Source organism: Rhodococcus sp. P4_B6, assembly GCF_056402215.1.
Map to the genome: position 1 here is coordinate 44,656 of NZ_JBFUHV010000040.1, position 20,925 is coordinate 65,580.

The 20,925-nt window shown below is 66.5% G+C and carries 19 protein-coding genes and 1 tRNA gene; 12 read left to right on the top strand and 8 right to left on the bottom strand.

Annotated features, from left to right (window positions below):
* Positions 1–41: 41 nt before the first annotated feature.
* The 10 genes from AC1DWT_RS20505 to AC1DWT_RS20550 all read left to right on the top strand — a co-directional run bounded on the left by AC1DWT_RS20505 (position 42) and on the right by AC1DWT_RS20550 (position 10,306).
* Positions 42–118, top strand: a tRNA-Pro gene (locus tag AC1DWT_RS20505).
* Between the two features lie 60 nt (positions 119–178).
* Positions 179–1,573, top strand: a complete 1,395-nt coding sequence (gene tig, locus AC1DWT_RS20510) for a trigger factor (RefSeq protein WP_072947078.1) — start codon at positions 179–181, stop codon at positions 1,571–1,573.
* Positions 1,574–1,757: 184 nt separating this feature from the next.
* Positions 1,758–2,345 (top strand): ATP-dependent Clp protease proteolytic subunit, encoded by a 588-nt coding sequence (locus tag AC1DWT_RS20515; protein ID WP_011594411.1) that lies wholly within the window; start codon positions 1,758–1,760, stop codon positions 2,343–2,345.
* A gap of 48 nt (positions 2,346–2,393) precedes the next feature.
* Positions 2,394–3,056: an ATP-dependent Clp protease proteolytic subunit gene (locus AC1DWT_RS20520; RefSeq protein WP_072947079.1), complete on the top strand. Its 663-nt coding sequence runs from the start codon at positions 2,394–2,396 to the stop codon at positions 3,054–3,056.
* A 240-nt stretch (positions 3,057–3,296) separates the two neighbouring features.
* Positions 3,297–4,577, top strand: coding sequence for an ATP-dependent Clp protease ATP-binding subunit ClpX (clpX, locus tag AC1DWT_RS20525; RefSeq protein WP_005248181.1), 1,281 nt, complete (start codon positions 3,297–3,299; stop codon positions 4,575–4,577).
* A gap of 67 nt (positions 4,578–4,644) precedes the next feature.
* Positions 4,645–5,085 (top strand): type II 3-dehydroquinate dehydratase, encoded by a 441-nt coding sequence (gene aroQ, locus AC1DWT_RS20530; RefSeq protein WP_072947109.1) that lies wholly within the window; start codon positions 4,645–4,647, stop codon positions 5,083–5,085.
* A 7-nt stretch (positions 5,086–5,092) separates the two neighbouring features.
* Complete coding sequence (locus tag AC1DWT_RS20535; RefSeq protein ID WP_477921953.1) at positions 5,093–7,027, top strand: TIM barrel protein; 1,935 nt, start codon at positions 5,093–5,095, stop codon at positions 7,025–7,027.
* A 288-nt stretch (positions 7,028–7,315) separates the two neighbouring features.
* Positions 7,316–8,092, top strand: a complete 777-nt coding sequence (locus AC1DWT_RS20540; protein WP_083395963.1) for a M23 family metallopeptidase — start codon at positions 7,316–7,318, stop codon at positions 8,090–8,092.
* An 80-nt stretch (positions 8,093–8,172) separates the two neighbouring features.
* The gene (locus AC1DWT_RS20545; RefSeq protein ID WP_477921954.1) at positions 8,173–9,360 is read left to right on the top strand and encodes a phytanoyl-CoA dioxygenase family protein; all 1,188 of its coding nucleotides are present in this window, start codon (positions 8,173–8,175) and stop codon (positions 9,358–9,360) included.
* A 79-nt stretch (positions 9,361–9,439) separates the two neighbouring features.
* Positions 9,440–10,306, top strand: a complete 867-nt coding sequence (locus AC1DWT_RS20550) for a sugar phosphate isomerase/epimerase family protein (protein WP_095865135.1) — start codon at positions 9,440–9,442, stop codon at positions 10,304–10,306.
* 22 nt (positions 10,307–10,328) lie between these two features.
* On the opposite strand, the gene AC1DWT_RS20555 is transcribed toward AC1DWT_RS20550, so the two are convergent.
* Positions 10,329–11,381: a LacI family DNA-binding transcriptional regulator gene (locus AC1DWT_RS20555; protein ID WP_083395824.1), complete on the bottom strand. Its 1,053-nt coding sequence runs from the start codon at positions 11,379–11,381 to the stop codon at positions 10,329–10,331.
* Positions 11,382–11,617: 236 nt separating this feature from the next.
* Between AC1DWT_RS20555 and AC1DWT_RS20560 the strand changes: the two genes are divergently transcribed.
* The gene (locus tag AC1DWT_RS20560; RefSeq protein WP_477921957.1) at positions 11,618–13,084 is read left to right on the top strand and encodes a sugar porter family MFS transporter; all 1,467 of its coding nucleotides are present in this window, start codon (positions 11,618–11,620) and stop codon (positions 13,082–13,084) included.
* Positions 13,085–13,171: 87 nt separating this feature from the next.
* Here AC1DWT_RS20560 and AC1DWT_RS20565 read toward each other — a convergent pair whose 3' ends face one another.
* The 3 genes from AC1DWT_RS20565 to AC1DWT_RS20575 form a co-directional block, all read right to left on the bottom strand.
* Positions 13,172–13,606, bottom strand: coding sequence for an HNH endonuclease signature motif containing protein (locus tag AC1DWT_RS20565; RefSeq protein ID WP_206012750.1), 435 nt, complete (start codon positions 13,604–13,606; stop codon positions 13,172–13,174).
* Positions 13,603–14,625 carry a DUF222 domain-containing protein gene (locus AC1DWT_RS20570; protein WP_206012749.1) on the bottom strand — a complete coding sequence of 341 codons (1,023 nt, stop codon included), beginning with the start codon at positions 14,623–14,625 and terminating at the stop codon, positions 13,603–13,605. The genes AC1DWT_RS20565 and AC1DWT_RS20570 overlap by 4 nt, the downstream gene beginning before the upstream one ends.
* 791 nt (positions 14,626–15,416) lie before the next feature.
* Positions 15,417–15,911, bottom strand: coding sequence for an MTB12 C-terminal domain-containing protein (locus tag AC1DWT_RS20575; protein ID WP_206012748.1), 495 nt, complete (start codon positions 15,909–15,911; stop codon positions 15,417–15,419).
* A 251-nt stretch (positions 15,912–16,162) separates the two neighbouring features.
* On the opposite strand from AC1DWT_RS20575, the gene AC1DWT_RS20580 reads away from it, so the two are divergent.
* The gene (locus AC1DWT_RS20580; protein ID WP_072947087.1) at positions 16,163–16,705 is read left to right on the top strand and encodes a hypothetical protein; all 543 of its coding nucleotides are present in this window, start codon (positions 16,163–16,165) and stop codon (positions 16,703–16,705) included.
* A 316-nt stretch (positions 16,706–17,021) separates the two neighbouring features.
* Here AC1DWT_RS20580 and AC1DWT_RS20585 read toward each other — a convergent pair whose 3' ends face one another.
* From AC1DWT_RS20585 to AC1DWT_RS20600, 4 genes are all read right to left on the bottom strand, one after another.
* Positions 17,022–17,249 (bottom strand): RGCVC family protein, encoded by a 228-nt coding sequence (locus AC1DWT_RS20585; protein ID WP_306454271.1) that lies wholly within the window; start codon positions 17,247–17,249, stop codon positions 17,022–17,024.
* A 950-nt stretch (positions 17,250–18,199) separates the two neighbouring features.
* A complete protein-coding gene (locus AC1DWT_RS20590) occupies positions 18,200–19,174 on the bottom strand; it encodes an ROK family protein (protein ID WP_477921960.1) in 975 nt (324 codons plus the stop codon).
* The gene (locus tag AC1DWT_RS20595; RefSeq protein ID WP_072947089.1) at positions 19,171–20,559 is read right to left on the bottom strand and encodes an NAD(P)/FAD-dependent oxidoreductase; all 1,389 of its coding nucleotides are present in this window, start codon (positions 20,557–20,559) and stop codon (positions 19,171–19,173) included. The genes AC1DWT_RS20590 and AC1DWT_RS20595 overlap by 4 nt, the downstream gene beginning before the upstream one ends.
* A gap of 66 nt (positions 20,560–20,625) precedes the next feature.
* Positions 20,626–20,925: aldehyde dehydrogenase family protein (locus AC1DWT_RS20600; RefSeq protein WP_477921963.1), on the bottom strand; the 300-nt coding region annotated here is incomplete at its 5' end.

Genomic DNA, 20,925 nt, shown 5'->3' on the forward strand with positions numbered 1-20,925 from the left:
TTCCTCGGGTCCTCGCGAGGTTGGCGAGAGCCGGCTTCGACCGGGGTGTAGCGCAGCTTGGTAGCGCATCCGCTTTGGGAGCGGAGGGTCGCAGGTTCAAATCCTGTCACCCCGACCAGAACCACAGGGCAGGTAACTGCCGCACAGAAAAAGCACGACCACACGAAGGAGCCAGTCCGTGAAGAGCACCGTCGAGCAGCTCAGCCCGACGCGAGTCCGTATCAACGTTGAGGTGCCCTTCGAGGAGCTCAAGCCTGATTTCGACAAGGCCTACAAGGCCCTCGCGCAACAGATCCGTCTCCCCGGCTTCCGTCCGGGTAAGGCACCGGCCAAGTTGCTCGAAGCCCGTGTCGGTCGTGGCGCCGTCCTGGAGCAGGTCGTCAACGACGCACTCCCGTCCCGCTACTCCGAGGCCGTCACCAGCGCCTCGGTGAAGGCGATCGGTCAGCCCGAGATCGAGATCACGAAGATCGAAGACGGTGAACTCCTGGAGTTCACCGCAGAGGTCGATGTCCGTCCCGAGATCACGCTGCCCGACTACAGCGAGCTGAGCGTCACCGTCGATCCGATCGAGATCACCGACGAGGCCGTCGAGGAGCAGCTGCTGTCGCTGCGTCAGCGTTTCGGCACCCTCACCGGTGTCGAGCGTGCGGTCGAGGACGGAGACTTCATCTCCATCGACCTGTCGGCCACCGTCGACGGTGAGGCCGTTCCCGAGGCCACCGCGAGCGGTCTGTCGCACGAGGTCGGTTCGGGTCAGCTCATCGAGGGCCTCGACGAGGCCGTCGTCGGCGTCAAGGCCGGCGAGTCCAAGGAGTTCACCTCGACGCTCGTCGCCGGTGACCACGCGGGCAAGGAAGCTGTCGTCACCGTCACCGTCGGCACCGTCAAGGAGCGCGAGCTGCCTGCCGAGGACGACGAGTTCGCTCAGCTGGCAAGTGAGTTCGACACCCTCGACGAGCTGAAGGCCGACCTGCGTGAGCGCGTCGGACGCGTCCGCAAGGTCGAGCAGGCCGGTCAGATCCGCGACAAGGTCCTGGAGACCCTGCTCGAGACCGTCGAGGTCCCGCTGCCCGAGGCCGTCGTCAAGGCCGAGGTCGACGCTGCGCTGCACGACGCCGTGCACGGACTCGACCACGACGAGGAAGCGCTGAACAAGCTCCTCGAGGAGCAGGGCACGAGCCGCGAAGAGTTCGACAAGGACGCCAAGGACAGCGCCGAGCGCTCGGTGAAGACCCAGCTCCTGCTGGACGCCATCGCCGACGCCTCCGACGTCACCGTTGGTCAGGACGAGCTCACCGAGCGCATCCTGTTCCAGGCGCAGCGCTACGGCATGGCGCCGGAGCAGTTCATCCAGCAGATCCAGCAGGCCGGTCAGCTCGGCGCCGTGTTCGCCGACGTGCGTCGCGGCAAGGCTCTCGCCGGTGTCGTCGAGCAGGCCACCGTCACCGACACCTCGGGTGCCGCTGTCGACACCGCCGAACTGTTCGGCAACGGTGAGGCCGAAGCCGAAGAGACCGCGTCCACGGACGAGGTCGCGTCGGATTCCGCCGAGGGCGAAGACCAGAAGTAATGCTGGTCGCGGGGTGTTTCCCTCGCGTTCGGCTGTGAGATGTTTTCCGCTTTGAGCGAAGTAGGGCGGCACCGGGACTCCGGTGCCGCCCTACTTCGTTAGTGTCTGTGTCAGCAATCAACGATTTACGGAGAAGGCAGGTACCGTGACTTCCAATCACCTGGAGACTTTGCAGAGTCCCGCCATGACTTCAGCCACCGCTGGGTTGAACCTCAGCGACTCGGTGTACGAGCGCCTGCTGCGCGAGCGCATCATCTTCCTCGGTACCCAGGTCGACGACGACATCGCGAACAAGCTGTGCGCCCAGATCCTGCTGCTGTCGGCAGAAGATCCCAGCCGGGACATCTCCCTCTACATCAACTCGCCCGGCGGATCGGTCAGCGCCGGCATGGCTATCTTCGACACGATGCAGTTCGCCGAGTGCGACGTCGCGACGTTCGGAATGGGTTTGGCCGCGTCGATGGGCCAGTTCCTGCTCTCCGCCGGGGCCAAGGGCAAGCGGTACGCCCTCCCGCACGCGCGGATCATGATGCACCAGCCGTCCGCCGGAATCGGTGGTACCGCGAGTGACATCGCGATCATGGCCGAGCAGTTCGCGCACACCAAGCGCGAAATGGCCGAGCTGATCGCCGAGCACACCGGTCAGACGGTCGAGCAGATCACCGCCGATTCGGATCGCGACCGCTGGTTCACCGCACAGCAGGCTCTCGAATACGGTTTCGTCGACCACGTCGTCTCCCGCGCGGCGCAGGCGGGCGGGACCGGGCAGTAGCAGCCCGGCTTCCTCACTGACCGCTCCCACACATCCTTTGGAGAACTGATGACCAACCTGTTCGATCCCCGCAGCCTGGGAGGCCAGGCGCCTACAGGCCCCCAGTCGCGCTACATCCTGCCGTCGTTCATCGAGCACTCGAGCTACGGCGTGAAGGAGTCCAACCCGTACAACAAGCTGTTCGAGGAGCGCATCATCTTCCTCGGCGTGCAGGTGGACGACGCGTCGGCCAACGACGTGATGGCTCAGCTGCTCGTTCTCGAGTCGCTGGACCCCGACCGCGACATCACCATGTACATCAACTCGCCGGGTGGTTCGTTCACGTCGCTGATGGCGATCTACGACACCATGCAGTACGTGCGCGCCGACATCACGACGGTGTGCCTCGGCCAGGCCGCATCCGCTGCCGCGGTGCTGCTGGCGGCCGGTAGCCCCGGCAAGCGTCTGGCCCTGCCGAACGCTCGTGTCCTCATCCACCAGCCCGCGACCGGCGGCATCCAGGGTCAGGTCTCCGACCTCGAGATCCAGGCTGCCGAGATCGAGCGGATGCGTCGCCTGATGGAGACCACTCTCGCGAAGCACACCGGCAAGGACGCCGCCGTGATCCGCAAGGACACCGATCGCGACAAGATCCTCACGGCCGCCGAGGCCAAGGATTACGGAATCATCGACGACGTGCTCGAGTACCGCAAACTCAGCGCCCAGAAGTGATTTCCTGCCGCCCCGGCTCGGGCGACACGCCGTGACGGCGCGGTTGCCGCGAGCCGGGTGCGGGATCGGCAAGGCTGGCTTTCCCGGAAGATCGGTGCGCGAATCACCGACAACCAGTCGACCTCGCTCGCGATCTGCGGGTACGGTCACATAACGGGCTTTCGTTTTCGGTCGGTGCGCGCACGGCGTGGGATCGGTTCGATGGTTGCACGTAGACGAAGGAAGTAGGGACCTGACGAGATGGCACGCATCGGTGACGGCGGGGATCTGCTCAAGTGCTCTTTCTGCGGTAAGAGCCAGAAGCAGGTCAAGAAGCTCATTGCTGGGCCTGGGGTGTACATCTGCGACGAGTGCATCGACCTGTGCAACGAGATCATCGAAGAGGAGCTGGCCGAGTCCAGCGAGGTGAAGCTCGACGAGCTGCCGAAGCCGGCCGAGATCCGGGATTTCCTCGAGAACTACGTGATCGGCCAGGATGCCGCCAAGCGGACTCTCGCCGTCGCGGTCTACAACCACTACAAGCGCATCCAGGCCGGCGACAAGGGTCGTGATGCGCGCGGCGAGACGGTCGAGCTGGCGAAGTCGAACATCCTCATGCTCGGTCCCACGGGCTGCGGCAAGACGTATCTGGCCCAGACGCTGGCGAAGATGCTCAACGTTCCCTTCGCGATCGCCGATGCGACGGCGCTCACCGAGGCCGGCTACGTGGGTGAGGACGTCGAGAACATTCTCCTCAAGCTGATCCAGGCCGCCGACTACGACGTCAAGCGCGCCGAGACCGGCATCATCTACATCGACGAGGTCGACAAGATCGCCCGCAAGAGCGAGAACCCGTCGATCACACGGGACGTGTCCGGTGAGGGTGTGCAGCAGGCTCTGCTGAAGATTCTCGAGGGCACGCAGGCCAGCGTGCCGCCGCAGGGAGGTCGCAAGCACCCGCATCAGGAGTTCATCCAGATCGACACGACGAACGTCCTGTTCATCGTGGCGGGCGCGTTCGCCGGCCTCGAGCGGATCGTCTCCGATCGCGTCGGCAAGCGGGGCATCGGTTTCGGTGCCGAGGTGCGGTCCAAGGCGGAGATCGACACGCAGGACCACTTCGCGGAGGTCATGCCGGAAGACCTGATCAAGTTCGGGCTCATCCCCGAGTTCATCGGCCGTCTCCCTGTCGTGGCATCGGTGACCAACCTCGACAAGGAATCGCTCGTCCAGATCCTGTCGGAGCCGAAGAACGCACTGGTCAAGCAGTACAACCGGTTGTTCGACATGGACGGCGTGGAGTTGGAGTTCACCACGGACGCGCTCGAGGCCATCGCCGATCAGGCGATCCTCCGCGGCACCGGTGCTCGTGGTCTGCGCGCGATCATGGAGGAGGTCCTGCTTCCGGTCATGTACGACATCCCGAGCCGGGACGACGTCGAAAAGGTCGTGGTCAGCGCGGAGACGGTCAATGACAACGTGCTCCCGACCATCGTCCCGCGCAAGCCGGAGCGGGGAGAACGCCGGGACAAGTCCGCCTAGGCGGGGCGCGCTGTATCCTGGGTGCGAACTAACTCACTAGTTCGTACAAATGGAGGTAATGCGCGCGATGACCGCTCCCGGACCGATCTTTGTTCTCAACGGCCCCAACCTGAACCTGCTGGGGCAACGGCAGCCCGAGGTGTACGGGCGGGAGACGCTCGACGACGTCGTGGAGTTGTGCCGCACCGCCGCCGCGAAGGCGGGACGTGAGATCGTCGCGCGGCAGTCCAACCACGAGGGTCACCTGATCGACTGGGTGCACGAGGCCCGCACCACGGCGTCGGGCGTCGTGATCAACCCGGGTGGTTTCACGCACACGTCGGTGGCGCTGCGCGACGCCCTGGTGACGCTCGAGGTGCCCCTCGTCGAGGTGCACATCAGCAACGTGCACGCCCGCGAGGAGTTCCGGCACCACTCGTACGTGTCCGGGGTCGCCACGGGAGTGATCGCCGGACTCGGCATCCTCGGCTATTCGCTGGCCGTCGACTTCATCTGCAACAAGGGCTGACGGCGCCATGGGACGACAGGTTCGTACGAGCGTTGCCACGGTGTCCCTGAGTGGATCGCTGGAGGAGAAGGTCACCGCGATCGCGGCAGCCGGGTTCGACGGRTTCGAGGTGTTCGAACCCGATTTCGTGAGCTCGCCGTGGTCGCCGCGTGAATTGGCATCCCGCGCAGCGGATCTCGGGCTCACCCTCGATCTGTATCAGCCGTTCCGCGATCTGGATTCGGCCGACGACGCGACGTTCGCGCGCAACCTGATCCGGGCCGAACGCAAGTTCGACATCATGGAGCAGCTCGGCTGCGACACCCTGCTGGTCTGCTCGTCGCCACTGCCCGAGGCGGTGCGCGACGACGCCCGCCTGACCGAGCAACTCCACACCCTCGCCGAGCACGCACACGGCCGGGGGCTCCGCATCGCCTACGAGGCGCTGGCCTGGGGCACGCACGTCAACAGGTACCGGCACGCGTGGAAGATCGTGCAGGACGCCGACCATCCCGCCCTCGGTACCTGCCTCGACAGCTTCCACATCCTCTCCCGCGGCGACGACCCGTCCGGCATCCGTGACATCCCGGGGGAGAAGATCTTCTTCCTGCAGCTCGCCGATGCGCCCCGGATGTCGATGGACATCCTGCAGTGGAGCCGGCACCACCGGAACTTCCCGGGGCAGGGCAACTTCGATCTCGCCACGTTCGGTGCCCACGTCCAGGCGGCCGGATACACCGGGCCGTGGTCGCTGGAGATCTTCAACGACACGTTCCGGCAGTCGTCGACGGGTCGCACGGCCGCCGACGCGCACCGCTCGCTGCTGTACCTCCAGGAGGAGGTCGCCCGGGTGCAGGCCGAGCACGGTGAGGACACCGGTCGGGGTCTGGCGCTGTTCGAGCCGCCGCCGCGCGCACCGCTCGAAGGCATCGTGTCGCTCCGGCTCGCCGCCGGTCCCGGTAAGGATTCCGACCTCCGGCAAGCGTTGCAGCACATCGGATTCCGTCTGGTGGGCCGGCATCGCARCCACGACCTCCAGTTGTGGCGGCACGGCCGGATGACCATTGTGGTCGACGCCACCGCGGGCACGGTGTGGACGGCGCCGGGTCTGCCGGCGCACCTTCCGGTGCTCACCCAGATCGGCATCCGGTCGAGCGACCCCGACGCGTGGGGGGAGCGCGCCGCGGCGCTCGAAGTCCCGGTGCACGAGGTCCTGCTGCCCGGTGTGGACACCGCTCCCGAGTCCGATGTGGTGCGTCTCAAGATCACCGATGCGACGTCGCTGGATCTGCGCGGTCCGGGTAGCGCCGCGTCGTGGCAGTCGGCGTTCGACCTGTATCCGACGGAGTCGCGCTGGCAGGACGAGGTGCCGGTGTTTACCGGGGTCGATCACGTGGCGCTCGCCGTCCCGTCGGACAACTGGGACGGCATCATGCTGCTGCTCCGCTCGGTGTTCGCGATGGCGCCGCACGAGGGCCTCGACGTCACGGACGCGGTCGGGATGATGCGTAGTCAGGCGCTGACGATGGATCAGACGGGCGCCGACGGCGTCGACCGTCCGCTGCGCATCTCGCTCAACATGGTTCCGGGTGCGGTGTCGGGAAACTCCCACATCGCCGCGGCCCGGCGCGGTGGGATCAGCCACGTCGCGTTCGCGTGCACGGACATCTTCACCGCCGCGGCGACCATGCAGTCGAACGGCTTCGAGCCGCTCGTCATCTCGCCGAACTACTACGACGACCTCGAGGCCCGCTTCGGACTCTCCCGCGAACTCCTCGACCGCATGAGCGGTTCCGGCATCATGTACGACGCTGACGCCCACGGCGAGTTCTTCCACCTGTTCACCCAGACGGTGGGCGCCGACCTGTTCTTCGAGGTCGTGCAACGCGTCGGCGGTTACGAGGGGTACGGGGACGCGAACTCCGCGATGCGTCTGGCTGCCCAATTGCGGGCGGCCGGCTGAGCGGCCGACCCGACAGATAACGGCGCCCGTGGTCACGACCACGGGCGCCGTCGTCTTTCCGTTGAGCGCGGTGACAGTGACGTCCGACACGTCTGGAGCGTGACCACTGTCGTCGATGCGCGCTCCCGGGGTGCATGTGACTGATGGGGTCGAAAAATCCGACCGGAGTCGGCGACCGACTGCACAGGCGTCAATGCGACACGTGGGTTTTTGGCCAATACGTACTAACCTGTGTCGAAACCGTGACCGTTTCGTTATCAGTCACGAACTCGACGGAGGAATGTGGTCTTGGCTCTACACGCGAACACCGTCCCGCAGGCCCGGCATGCCCGGCGCACCCGTTCTGCGAAGTCCGCCCGCCGGCACGTGGTGGCGACCTCGCTGGCGGCTACTGCGCTGCTCGTGTCCGGCGCCATCGCCTCCGCCGCCACCGGGGAGGTGGCGCACGCATCCACCGAGGCGGGTGTGTCGCTCACTCCGCCGCCGCAGTTCCTGCAGGTCGAACGCCCGGAACTCACCGACCACACCGAGCAGATCCAGCGCGCCGCCCAGCGTGAGGTCGAGAGGCTGGTGGCCCAGAAGGCCGAGACCGAGCGCCTGGCCCGGGAGGCGGCCGAACAGGCCGCACGTCAGGCTGCGGCCGAGGAGGCGGCTCGCCGACCCGCGGTCCTGTTCCCGGCCGACGGCACGTTCACGTCCGGCTTCGGCCAGCGCTGGGGTACCAACCACAACGGCATCGACATCGCGAACTCCATCGGCACTCCGATCAAGGCCGTCACCAACGGCACCGTGATCGAGAGCGGTCCGGCGTCGGGCTTCGGGCTGTGGATCCGCCTGCAGCAGGACGACGGCACCATCGGCGTGTACGGCCACATCGACACCTCGTTGGTCTCGGTCGGGCAGCCGGTCCGGGCCGGCGACCAGATCGCCACCATGGGCAACCGGGGGCAGTCGACCGGACCGCATCTGCACTACGAGGTGTGGACGGCGAACGGAACCAAGATCGATCCGGCGGGCTGGCTCAATTCGCGCGGCGTCCCCGTGCCCGGAGGGCAGGGCAGCTAGGGGCACCTCGCTGCCTGCTGAGGTGAAAATGATGGGTTTCTGGTGTTGTCTGCTGGTTGCATCACCGCAAGACTGTCTCCATGACCCTCATTTCTCCTCCGCCGACCGGCCGGCGTGAGTGGATCCACGACTCGGACTGCGACCTCGACGCGTTCCGCGCCTCCGTGGACCGCTCGACGAATCTGACCGACTATCCGTTCGCCCACTCGATGGAGCAGAACGTTCCGGTGTACCGCAGCGAATCGCTGATTCCGCACMTCGACGAGGCGCAGTCCCGCCGTGCCGTGCAGACCGAACTCGTGCGCGCGCTCACCGACGGTCCCGGAATCGTGGTATTCCAGAACGCCTTCGGCGACCCCGCCGTGGTGGATCGTGCCACCGAACAGTTCGACCTCCTCATTGCGCAGCAGCATGCGTCGGGTGGTGTGGTGGGTGACCACTTCGGCAAGGCGGGCGCCAACGACCGCATTTGGAACGCCGCGCAGAAGCTGGCTCTCGGCGCACCGGACGTGTTCGCCGACTATTACGCCAACGACATCCTCGCGCTGATCTGCCAGAGTTGGTTGGGGCCGCTGTACCAGGTGACGTCGCAGGTCAACGTGGTCAATCCCGGTGGGGCCGCGCAGGTTCCGCATCGGGACTACCACCTCGGCATCGTGCCTTCGCACGAGCTGCCCGAGTATCCGGCGCATCTGCACCGGATGTCGGCGGCGCTGACGCTGCAGGGCGCGGTGGCGCACTGCGACATGCCCGTCGAGAGCGGACCCACCCTGTATCTGCCGTACTCGCAGCTGTTCGAGGCGGGCTATGTGGCATTCTCGCGGCCGGAGTTCGTCGAGTTCTTCCGCGACCGTCACGTCCAGTTGCCGCTCCGCAAGGGCGACGCGGTGTTCTTCAACCCGGCGCTCTACCACGGTGCGGGCCACAACCGTTCGGAGTCGATCCGGCGGATGGCCAATCTGCTGCAGATCTCGTCGCCGTTCGGCCGGGCGATGGAAGTGCTGGACCGTGAGGCCATGGCGAACGCCGTGTATCCGACGTTGCTGGCCCGGCAGAGTGTGGGGGCGAGCGAGCGGACTCTCCGCAATGCCGTCGTCGCGACCGCCGAGTGCTACCCGTTCCCGACCAACCTCGACCACGATCAGCCGGTGCACAGTCTCGCGCCGGCCACCCAGGTGGACACGGTGTGGGAAGCGTTGCGGGACAGCGTCGGTCCGGCGGTGCTCGCGGAGCGTCTGGCCGCGCAGACCGCGCGGCGGCAACCGTGAACGGGCTCCGAGGCGTGATCGACGGACACGCGGATTCACTACGACAGCACCGTCCGGTGCGATTGGACGAGACACGACGATGACGATTCGACTTGCAGGCGCGCCCATTTCGTGGGGAGTGTGTGAGGTGGAGGGCTGGGGTCACCAGCTCGATCCCGACCGGGTGCTCACCGAGATGCGCGACGCGGGCCTCGCGGCCACCGAACTCGGTCCGGACGGATTCCTCCCTTCGGATCCATGCGAGCTGACGGACACCCTCGCCCGGTACGACCTGACGGCGGTCGGAGGATTCGTGCCGGTGCTCCTGCACGACCCGGATCACGACACGGTCGCTGCGATCGGCGGGGCGCTCGATTCGCTCGTCGCGTCGCGGTCGGAGGTCATCGTCCTGGCGGCGGTGACGGGGGCGGTCGGCTACGATTCGCGCCCCGAACTCGACGACTCCGGATGGAAGACGTTGCTGCGCAATCTCGACCGTCTGTCGTCCGCTGCTGCCGACCGGGGCCTGCGGGCGGTGATCCACCCGCACGTGGGGACGATGATCGAGAACCGCGCCGAGGTGGACCGCATCCTGGACGGCTCGTCGATCCCGCTGTGCCTGGACACCGGACATCTCCTGATCGGCGGCACCGACCCGCTCGACCTGGTCTCCACGGCCCCCGAGCGGATCGCCCACGCACACCTGAAGGATGTCGATGCGACACTCCTCGGCCGGGTCCGGGCGGGTGAACTCACCTACACCGAGGCCGTCGCCCAGGGCATGTACACGCCGCTCGGTACCGGCGACGTGGACATCGCCGGTGTGGTCGAGCGGCTGCAGAATCAGGCCTACGACGGCTGGTACGTCCTCGAACAGGACACCATTCTCGCGGCGGAACCCGAGGGCGAAGGTCCCGTGCGCGACGTCGTCCGAAGCGTCGAATACCTGAAAAGCATCGCGAAGTAGGGCCTTGTGCCGACGGGCGCGGCTACGACCGGGCAGGCCCGGTCGTGCCGCGCACCATCAGGTGGGGGTCGATCACGAAATCCTGCGGGTCGAGGTCCTCGTCCTCGAGTCGGCCGACGGCGAACTGCACGGCGTGCCGCGCCAGGCCCTCCGTGTCCTGCCGCACGGTGGTGAGGTCGATCCGCGACAACTGCGACAGGTGGCTGTCGTCGTACCCGACGATCGAGATGTCGCCCGGCACGTCGACGTGGGCACGGGTGAACACGTCCATGAGGCCGATGGCGCAGCGGTCGTTGCCGGCGAGCACGGCGGTGGGCAGGCGGTCCTCGGCCAGCAGGGTGTTCGCGGCGGCGACGCCTGCCTCCTCGGTGTGCTGACCGGGAATGACGCGAATGTGGTCGGAGAGGTCGTGCCTGCGCATCGCCGCGAGATATGCGCGACGCCGCTCGGGTGAGCCCGGGTCCGCGCCGCCGTCGACGTGCGCGATCTCGCGATGTCCGAGTTCGACCAGGTGGTCCACGGACTGCCGGATGCCTTTGGCGTCGGCGGTCCGCACGGTGTCGACAGCGGTGTGGGGGAGTGCGCGGCCGACCACGGTGACCACGGCCCGGTCCGCGAGCGTGCGCAGATAGTCCGCCTCGGAGAGGGGGCCGAGCAGGATCAGGCCCTCACACCGGTGGCTGAGGAGCGCTTCGATCGCCTTGTGCTCGTCGCGGGTGGGTGCGCTCGCGGACAGCAGGACCTCGTATCCGGCGGCTTCGGCCTCCGCGTAAATCGTTCCGATCAGGTCGGCCTGGAAGGTCTGGTGGACGTCCATGAGCACCCCGAGGGTGCGGCTGCGGCCGCGGGCGAGCATGCGGGCGGCCCGGTCGAGGCGGTAGCCGAGTTCGTCCGCGGCCTGCAGGACGCGGTCCCGGGTCTCGTCGGACGCGCCCGGTTTGTTGCTGAAGATCAGTGACACGAGGGTGCGTGACACCCCGGCCCGCGTCGCGACATCGGCCATCGTGGGGCGTCGGTGCAGGCCCGCCGGTGCCCGCTCCGCATCCGCGTGCGCGGTGGCTCGGTCGTCGAGCATGTCGATCTCCCTCGGTTGCGTCGTCAGGGACGTTCTCACGGATCGCGACCCCAGCCCTTGACACCTTCTGTGATTCACCTCATAGTAGACAACTGAAGCGCGTTAGTGAAGCGCTTCAGTCCAGGAAAGTACGCCTCTCGGCTGCATCGAGCCGAGCGCGTCCCGGGCGATATCGACACACGTGAACCGATCTTCCGTGTCGTGATGCGTGAGCATTCCCAGAAAGGCCACACCTGATGTTGACCACCAAGGCTGCCAGTGCACGCGGAAGAGGCGGCGCTGCGAATAACGAGCGCAGTCACAAACGCTTCCTGACCAAGCTCACCGTCATCTCCACGCTCGGAGGCCTGCTGTTCGGCTACGACACCGGCGTGATCTCCGGTGCGCTCCTCTACATGAAGGACGAGTTGAACCTCAGTGCGGTCGGCGAAGCCACCGTCGTGAGTTCACTGCTCTTCCCCGGTGCGGCCGTCGGCGCGCTGCTGGGCGGCCGGTTGTCCGATGCCCTCGGACGTAAGCGCACGCTGCTCGTCTGCGCGGGCCTGTTCCTCGTCGGTGCCCTCGGGTGTGCGATGGCTCCCAACGTGGAGATCATGGTGCTGGCCAGGATCGTCCTCGGTCTCGGTGTGGGCGCCGCCGCCGTCACCTGCCCGCTGTACCTGGCCGAGATGGCCCCGGTGGAGCGGCGCGGCCGGATGGTCACCATCAACGAACTGATGATCGTCACCGGTCAGATGCTCGCCTTCTCGATCAACGCCCTGCTCGATCACCTCATCGAGGATCCGACGGTGTGGCGGTACATGCTGGCCATCGCGTCGGTGCCCGCGGTTCTCCTGCTGCTCGGCATGCTCGTGCTCCCGGATTCACCGCGCTGGTACGCGTCGAAGGGCCGCCTCGCCGAAACCCGCAGGACCCTCGAAATGAGCCGCAGCGAGTCCGAGGCCGCCGACGAGTACGCCAGCATCAGCTTCCACGCCGCCCGCGACCGGAAGTCGAAGACCAGCGGCGCCGTCCACTACCTGCGTGACTACCCCTGGATGCGCCGGATCCTCTGGATCGGCTGTGGTCTGGCCATCGTGCAGCAGGCGACGGGCATCAACACGGTCAACTATTACGCGCCGACGATCCTCGAGCAGAGCGGGCTGGGTGTCAGCGCGTCCCTGGTGGCCACCATCGCGGTCGGTGTCACATCGGTAGTCATGACGATCCTCGGAATCGTTCTGCTGGGCTTCGTAAATCGCCGCAAGATGCTGCTCACCGGTTTCATCGGTGTGGCCTCCTCGCAGGCCGCGCTGTCGCTGGTGTTCCTGCTGCCCTCGTCCACCGGCCGCAGCTACATCATCCTTGCCGCGATGATGGTGTTCGTCGCCTTCGTCCAGTGCTTCATCGGCACCTGCGTGTGGTTGCTGCTGTCGGAGATCTTCCCGATGGCCATCCGCGGGTTCGCGATGGGTATCGCGGTATTCGTGCTCTGGACGACCAACGCGTTCATCTCGTTCGTCTTCCCGATCCTCAACTCGGTTCTCGGATCCACCGGAACGTTCGGCCTGTTCGTGCTCGTGAACCTGATGTCGGTGTACTTCGTCTACCGCTTCGTCCCGGAAACCAAGGGCCRCAGCCTCGAAGAGTTGGAGGACCGGCTCGGCGCAGGTAACCCCGCCACATCGGCAGCAGGAAACGCCGCCGCCGTCGCGACTCACTGATCGACGGTTCTCACGCACCGGTACCACCGCCTGCGGGTGGTGGTACCGGTGCGTTGCGGTGTGTGCGGCGCCGCCCGTGGAGTTGGTTCAGGTACTCGGCGTCCTGCTGGTCGTGGGAGAGTTCGGTGAGCAACCGGAGGGCAGGGAGTGCTGCATCTCTCGGATGTGGTTGTGGGTCAGTTCGATTGCCGCCCCTTCCGGTTCGGTTCGAATGATTTCGCCGCGTGGCGTGGTCCATTCGAGTTTCCCCGCTCCGGTCTGCCGAACGGTCCAGGAGCCGTCGGTTTTCAGCCGGTGGTGACGCCGGCAGAGGCAGGCGAGGTTCGACTCGACCGTCAGACCGCCGTTCTCGGGGCGGTTGCGGTCGAACGGGGTCGTGTGGTCGATGTCGCAGAGCCGTGCGGACACCTGGCAGTTGGGGAAGCGGCAGTTGCCGTCGCGGGCCCTGATCCGGCGGCCGAGAGCCGTCCCCGGTGCGTAGGTGAGTTCGGGTCTGGTTGCTGCGTTCCGGATGTAGGTCACGGGTATGCCATGAGTCTTCTGAACGGGGCCGGCCCCGAGGACGTGCCCACCTGGGTTGCCTTCGGTGGCCAGCGTGTGGATACGCTGGAAGACACTGTCGGCGGCCAATGTACGCGCGGAGTCCGCACAGATCGGCCCGTATCCCTCGAGGTGGGCGGGAAGGTCGTCGAGTCCGAGGAACGTCGAGGCGTTGACCACGATCTGGACGAGCGGTGCCCGCCGCGTGCCCGCAGTGGCGACGCGGGCCGGGCACTGTTCCCGACCGCACAGGCAGAAGAGGCGTCCGGTGCCGTCTGGGGGTACCTCCCTGCACGAAGTGCTTGGGGGACCAGCGCGGTGAGTGCGTCGACTCGGCGTTGAGGGAGGGTGCGTGGGTCGTGGGCGCAGACGTCGTGGATCGACATTTCCCGCAGCCGCATTGCGAGGGTGTGGGCGTCGGCGGCGGGGAGGTGGCCATCGAGGTAGGCCATGCCGTTCTCCGCGGGCCGGATCCACACGTCGCGATCGGCGATGGCGAGTTTGTTGCGGTGGGCGACGCTGTCGGGGTCGTGGCGGGCGATGAGCCGTCGAGCGCGGGCGCGCAGTTTCGACGGCGGCAGGGAGCGTCCGTCGAGGATCGCGGCTTCGAGTTGCTCCAACTTGCTGTCGCTGACGCCGGTGAGCATCGCGGCGACGACCCGTGCCTGATCGAGGTCGATTCGCCCGGCCGCGAATGCGACTCGGGTGCCGTGCAATCGGTGGCGCAGTTCGAGTCCGAGGTCGATCCAGGCGGTCACCACCGGTTCATTGATTCCGAGTGCGACCGACACCTCCACTGACGCGTGGGAACCGGAATGAGCCGGATTGATGCCGCGCCGTTCGTCTTCCTCGTAGCAGAGATCGTAGAACTCGGTCACCGCGACAACCTGCCGGTATTGAGCCTGCGCCAGCACCGATTTGCCTCTTCGGAGCCCCTCGACAGCCACGATCCCCGGCGGCGTCGCGTCGAGTGCGGCCGCGCTGGAACTGTTGTCCCCCATGGTCTTCAACCCCCGGTATCGAACGTATCTTCGATCCTACCGGGGGTCGCCGACAAGTATCAGAGAATTTTTCGGGCGTGTAGGGGCTCGCTGCCGGTGGCATTCTGAGACACTGCGACCTGCGGACTTGTCGCCTGTCTCACGGCATGACTACCGCAATCTGTCTCAATTCGCTGGCATTTATTGAGCGATCGGGAAGCGGGCCGTGCCGATGCCCTGTCGCGACGGGCGATCAGCACGCCCTGAAACCCACGCGGGCGGTAGGTAGCTTGGACGGATCATTCGAATCTTGTGGGGCTGGCTGTCTTCTGGCCTGTCAGACCTGTAGAGGAAGGCTTTTTGCGGGATGCTGACCCACTCGATGGCCCAGACGTTGCCGAGCCGGTGAACCGTCGGTGAGCCGCCGTCTTCGAGAGTGAGATCGATCTGGACCTCGGGCTCGGCGTTACCGTGGAGGACCCACCATGAGGCGCCGGGGACGTCCCCCGGCGTGTGCTCTTCGATCAGACTCTCCGCGTTGTCAAGGAGTGGTGGCCTCCACATGGAACCAACCGTCGTCGGCCAGTAGGCAACTTCGCCAAGCCGTTCAGGGGCCGCAACACATGACGTCCRTCATCACGCGCCAGTATGACTACGCGCGAGATTTCCAGGACGAGACTACGAATATTCATCGACGACTCCCGTTTCGAACGATACGGACCGAGCCCAGAAGCAGGTGCAACTTTGCGCCGAATAGCGATCGGCAACGGTCACCGATCTGAATAGACCGGTTGCGCGTGCCGGGCAAAGCCTCAGCCACAGACCTGTGGTGCGGAGAGAAACAATCCGCCACAGACGAAGGCGCGGGATAGCTTCCACTCGTTGTTGACACGCACGAAGGGAATTGGTCCCACTGGGTACGGTTCCATGCCTTCGATGTGGCCCTGCCCAGTCGCGTTGACCATCTCTGGGCCGACGGGTTCCACTGCGGTGAACTGGAGGTATTGGGGTGAGGGTTGCGCACCCCAAGCCCGCGCGATCGGCAGGGTCTGGTCGGTGGGACCATCCAGGAGCCGCGCCCGGTCCTCCTCGCGTATCGAGTAGTTGGTGGTGGCGTTGTACAGGGCGGTCAGTTGCTCGGCGGTGGGCACGGGATCGGTGATCGGCGCCGGCGGCGGTGCGAACTGTGTGGATTGGACGACGGCGGTCGGATCGCGCGATTCGGTGCCCTCGGGCGAGCAGGCGCCGGCGACGGTTGCGATCGCGACAAGAGCGCTGGCACCTATCGCGGCTTTCCTCACCCTCATGATCCAGGTATCGCCCCAAGTCGACGCAACGTGACAAGCCCGTGCCACACCAACCCCTGGTTGCATCTCCATCATCGATCGGATGCCGGTATCGATCCCTATCCGACCAGCGGGCGGTACTCGCAGAGCTGGAGCACCGTGTTGCGCACGACACGCCGCTTCCGTCTCCGAGGTAACAGCGTCGAGACGGGGCCTGGTGTGCAGTCACTTAATCGCACCGGCGGGCAGCTCGGACGCGCGAAGATAGCGTTATGCCGATCCAGGACTTGTGGAATCAGGACAGTTTGGTGTGGCACTTCGGCTTGCTCGACGGTGGTCCGGCGATCGGGTCTGATCACGACGTTGAGGCGCCGCAGGTATGGGTGCGTGCTCTCGAAGCTGTCGCCCGCGATCTGCGGTGCCTGCGGTACGGGCGCGACGTGCGGTTGGACGGATCGGGGTGGGAGCTTGCCGTTAACGGCGACTACGCCGTCACCATTGGCTGGCAGGGCGTACGCGGCATCAGTGGGTTCGCCCGCTGCGACGGCTTGTCGATGGATGCTCCGTTCGATGAGGCCGCGGTCTGGGTGGCCGATACCGTTCAGTCAGATCTTGCTGGCTACGACTTCGTGCAGTGGCCCTCACAGGGACAACACATGCTGCTGCCGCGGAAGCGCGACGATGGTCCGGTTTGGATCGATACCCATACCGACGACACCGTTGCCGCCATTGGCGAGCTCTGTCAGCACATCGGCCGGTGGGGCAAGACTCAGGTCCGTGAGTCGCTGAGGGATCGACTAACGCTCATCGAATGACGACCTGCGCGATGCAGGAGACCACCGGACGACCGGGGCACCACCGGATGGCAGAAAGCGCCCCGGTGTTCAATCGCGATCGACGCGCTCGGCCTGCCCCATGCGGTGGGCCGCACAGTCCCATGGCCAACGTCGCGACACTGCTCGCGCTCATCGCCGTCGTTGTCCCGATCTGACACAGGGCCGGTTGCCGGCTCAGTCCGATCTGGAGCGGCGTGGGTTCGGAGAAACTGGCGAATTCGAGATCCTCAAATCCACCAAACATGCCGTGCTCCCGGTACCGCCAGCGAAGCTCCCGTTTGGGTGAACTTCTCGTTCAGTACCGGGAGTAGTGCTGTCCAGTCGCCTGTTCGCCAGCGCAGATGCACTTTCGGTCGAGGTTTCGGTCCGAGGTCACGGCGCAAAACCGAATACCGAGCGCATCGTGGGAATCCGGGCTGTGCGGACATGCCGTGCAGGACAACGTCGATTCCATTGCCCGGGCAGGGCTAGGTGACTCGGAAGCCGCTAGAGAGTTCGACACATCGGTCGGGTTCGACGCCATGGCGGCGCTCCAGTTCTCGGCCCTTGACTTCGGGCCGGTTTGGGCGCCGAGGACGACATGGCGCGACCGCGCATATTCGAATGACCCTCGACATCCACGAGGCTACACTCCCCGCCGCCCCTTAGGCTCCGCGGGGAACGACCCTCACGCAGCAGAAGTGTCAGCGCACGGACCGTATTGCGGGAACGCGTCGGCGGTTCACAACGTCCCGACGACCCTTTTCGACCCTGGGCGATCCTGTCGCAATTGCAACCGAACGAGTCCTCGATGTTTCGTTGCGGAATCTTCGCCGTAAGCGGAACCCGCATCGGCACGTCCCGCAAGCCGGCCGTTGACCGGAACTCGCTGACCAGCGCCGTTCCGTAGCCCCGTCCGATGATGTTGTCCTTTCGGGGCGTCAATCGGGACACCCCGAACGATCTGGATCACGCCGAAGGTGGGCGAGCCTCTCCACGATGACGGATCCGCCACCGGCCCGTCACTCGCCGTGAGATTCCGCCACCGGATTCGAGACCCGCCATGCCGCCACGTCGAATGCAATCTCACCCAAGTGGCCAACCGGACACCGAGTGGCCATCCCAGATGAGATTTGGCCCCGAGTCTCGCGACGCTACCGGACGGCTGACGCGAAGGTGTGAAGTGCGCGAGGTGGAGTAGTGGGAAGGGGCTGCCGTCTGCATCGCACAACAGCGGCGAACCCACGCCGCGGCCCCGGTGCATGTCGTCGACGAACAGCCTTTCCATCTTCCCGGTCTCGGGGCCGGAGAATCCGGCGGCGACGCGTCAACTGCTGCCTGTGTGGTCGAGAGCGGGCTGCCACGACGCATTGCTCGTGGTGGGCGACGCGTCATCGGTGATGGAGTTGTGCGTCGCCTGCATCCCTCGTTCCAGCTGGCGGCCAGGACCGGAATCTCTTCCTCGTCGACGCGCCCACGTAGTTCGATGCTTCTTCATCGGTCACGGCCGCACCTGAGACCGCGCTCGTGCGTGGTTTTAGCCGATTCGCCGAGTTGGGTTTCGCGGATGCGGGCGAGAGGGCGGTGTCCGGAACCGGTTGCGAGAGAGGCATAGACGTCCCGCGCATGGTCGAGGAACAGCGGAGCCGAGCCGCTGACACCGCCGGCGATGACGACGAGGTCGGGGTCGTAGACGTCGCCGACCATGGCGAGTCCGACACCCAGCCACCGTGCGAACTCCTCCATCGTGCGGATGGCCAGCGGGTCGCCGTCCCGCGCGGCGCTCGCGATCCGGCGGCCGGTGAGCGATCCCGGATCGCTCGCCACCTCGCGTGCGAGGATCGTCGAACTCGTGGGGTCGGCGGCGAGAAGCTCGATGGCCGTGTCCACGAGTGCTGTTCCGCTGCAATACCGTTCCCAGCACCCGCGCTTGCCGCAGGCGCAGGGTCTGCCGCCCGGAACCACCTGCAGGTGGCCGAGTTCGGGAGCGACTCCGTGGCTCCCGCGGTACAGCGTCCCGTCGATGAGCAGGGCCGCACCGATGCCGGTGCCGATCGCGACCATCACCACGTTGCGACCGCCGGCGGCGGCCCCGAACCGGTGCTCCGCCCACGCGGCCGCGTTCGCGTCGTGTTCGAGGACCACCGGCAGCCCGAGCCGCTCGCTGAGGTCGTTGGCGACCGGCACGTTCTTCCACGGCAGGTGCGGCGCGAACCGCACGGTGGTGAGGTCGGGGGTGATGAAGCCGGCCACCGCAAGCCCGACGGCGGACACGGGATGGCGGCCCGCGAGTTCGCGAACGGCACGGTCGAGCGCGTCCTCGAGGGCCTTGGCCGATTGCGGTGTGGGCGCCTGCACGGAATCGAGCACCTCGCCGGTGTCGTCGACCACGCAGGCCCGGATACTGGTACCACCGACGTCGATGCCGACGGTGAGAGCGGAGACAGGCACGGAGGCGACGGTACTCACCGTGCCGAGGCCGTCGCCGCCTCGGGTACCGCCCGGGAATCCTCCCAGGCATCGAGCCGGCTGATCGCGGTCCGGGCGACCACCTGTTGTTCCGTGACGGCGAGGTGTCCCCGGGTCCGGCCCAGGAACGACCACGTCCAGGACATGGCGGTCGCGAGCCGGCTCTTGAATCCGACGATGTAGACCAGGTGGATCAGGAGCCACAGCAGCCAGGCGAGCAACCCGGTCAGTTGGAGGCGGCCGACCTTCGCGACCGCATTGAAGCGGGAGATCATCGCCATGCTGCCCTTGTCCGTGTAGCGGAACGGGGCGCGTTCGGGCTTGTCGCGACCCTTCCGGTGGGCCCGCACCTCGGCGGCGATCAGCTGCGCGGCGTAGCGGCCACCCTGGATCGCGACCTGCGCGACGCCGGGAAGACCGTCCCGGTTCATCATGTCCCCGACGACGAAGACGTTGCTGTGGCCGGGCAGGGTGAGGTCGGGTTCGACGAGGACCCGGCCCGCGCGGTCGGTGCCGGCGCCGGTCTGTTCGGCGAGTTGCCTGCCCAGCGGGCTGGCTGCGACGCCCGCAGACCAGATCTTGCAGGTGGCCTCGATCCGCCGCTCGGCTCCGTCCTGGTCGCGGACGGTGAGTCCGTCGTCGTCGACGTCGGTCACCATCGCGCCCAACTGGATCTCGACCCCGAGATTCCCCAAAGTGTCCGCGGCCGCCCGGCGCAGCTTGTCGTCGAACGGCGGGAGCACCGTCGGCGCCGCGTCGAGCAGGATGATGCGCGCGTCACGGGGATCGATGGTGCGGTACGCGCCGGCGAGAGTGCGATGCGCGAGCTGGGCGATCTCGCCCGCCATCTCGACTCCGGTGGGTCCGGCGCCGACTACGACGAACGTCAGCAGGCGCGCCCGCTCGGCGGGATCGGTGCTCACCTCGGCGCTTTCGAAGGCCCCGAGGATGCGGCCGCGCAGCTCGAGGGCGTCGTCGATCGTCTTCATTCCAGGTGCGTGCTCGGCGAAATGGTCGTTGCCGAAATAGGATTGGCGGGCGCCCGCCGACACGACGAGACTGTCGTACTCGGTGACGGTCGTGCGGCCCCGGTGGGTGGACGTGACGGTCCGGTCGGCGACGTCGATCTTCTCGACTCCGCCGATGAGGACGGACGCGTTCTGCTGGTCCTCGAGGACGAGCCGGGTCGCGGGCGCGATCTCGCCCTCGGACAGGATTCCCGTCGCCACCTGGTACAGCAGCGGCTGGAACAGGTGATGCGTCGTGCGATCGATCAGAGTGACATCGACGTCCGTCCGTTTCAGGGCCTTGGTGGCGAAGAGGCCGCCGAATCCCGATCCGATGACCACGACCCGATGACGGCGGGCGAGAGAGGTGTCGCTCATGAAGTTCCTTTCGATCGAACGGACGCCGCGCCGGACCGCGGACGGTCCGGCGCGGAGAACCAGTACTTATGCGTTCTGGGGGAATCCGAGGTTGAGGCCGCCGTGGCTGGGGTCGAGCCAGCGGGTGGTGACGACCTTGCCGCGGGTGAAGAAGTGGACGCCTTCGGTGCCGTGGGCGTGGGTGTCGCCGAACAGGGAGTTCTTCCAGCCGCCGAAGCTGTAGTAGGCCATCGGGACGGGGATGGGGACGTTGATGCCGACCATGCCGACCTCGACCTCGTTCTGGAATCGGYGGGCGGCGCCGCCGTCGTTGGTGAAGATGGCGGTGCCGTTGCCGAACTGGCTGGAGTTCACCAGTTCGAGGGC

Excerpts from the sequence above, each read along its gene's own strand:
- AC1DWT_RS20515 (WP_011594411.1), top strand. The coding sequence starts at position 1,758 with ATGACTTCAGCCACCGCTGGGTTGAACCTCAGCGACTCGGTGTACGAG.
- AC1DWT_RS20520 (WP_072947079.1), top strand. The coding sequence starts at position 2,394 with ATGACCAACCTGTTCGATCCCCGCAGCCTGGGAGGCCAGGCGCCTACA.
- clpX (WP_005248181.1), top strand. The coding sequence starts at position 3,297 with ATGGCACGCATCGGTGACGGCGGGGATCTGCTCAAGTGCTCTTTCTGC.
- aroQ (WP_072947109.1), top strand. The coding sequence starts at position 4,645 with ATGACCGCTCCCGGACCGATCTTTGTTCTCAACGGCCCCAACCTGAAC.
- AC1DWT_RS20550 (WP_095865135.1), top strand. The coding sequence starts at position 9,440 with ATGACGATTCGACTTGCAGGCGCGCCCATTTCGTGGGGAGTGTGTGAG.
- AC1DWT_RS20555 (WP_083395824.1), bottom strand. The coding sequence starts at position 11,381 with ATGCTCGACGACCGAGCCACCGCGCACGCGGATGCGGAGCGGGCACCG.
- AC1DWT_RS20570 (WP_206012749.1), bottom strand. The coding sequence starts at position 14,625 with ATGGGGGACAACAGTTCCAGCGCGGCCGCACTCGACGCGACGCCGCCG.
- AC1DWT_RS20575 (WP_206012748.1), bottom strand. The coding sequence starts at position 15,911 with ATGAGGGTGAGGAAAGCCGCGATAGGTGCCAGCGCTCTTGTCGCGATC.
- AC1DWT_RS20580 (WP_072947087.1), top strand. The coding sequence starts at position 16,163 with ATGCCGATCCAGGACTTGTGGAATCAGGACAGTTTGGTGTGGCACTTC.
- AC1DWT_RS20585 (WP_306454271.1), bottom strand. The coding sequence starts at position 17,249 with ATGGCGTCGAACCCGACCGATGTGTCGAACTCTCTAGCGGCTTCCGAG.
- AC1DWT_RS20595 (WP_072947089.1), bottom strand. The coding sequence starts at position 20,559 with ATGAGCGACACCTCTCTCGCCCGCCGTCATCGGGTCGTGGTCATCGGA.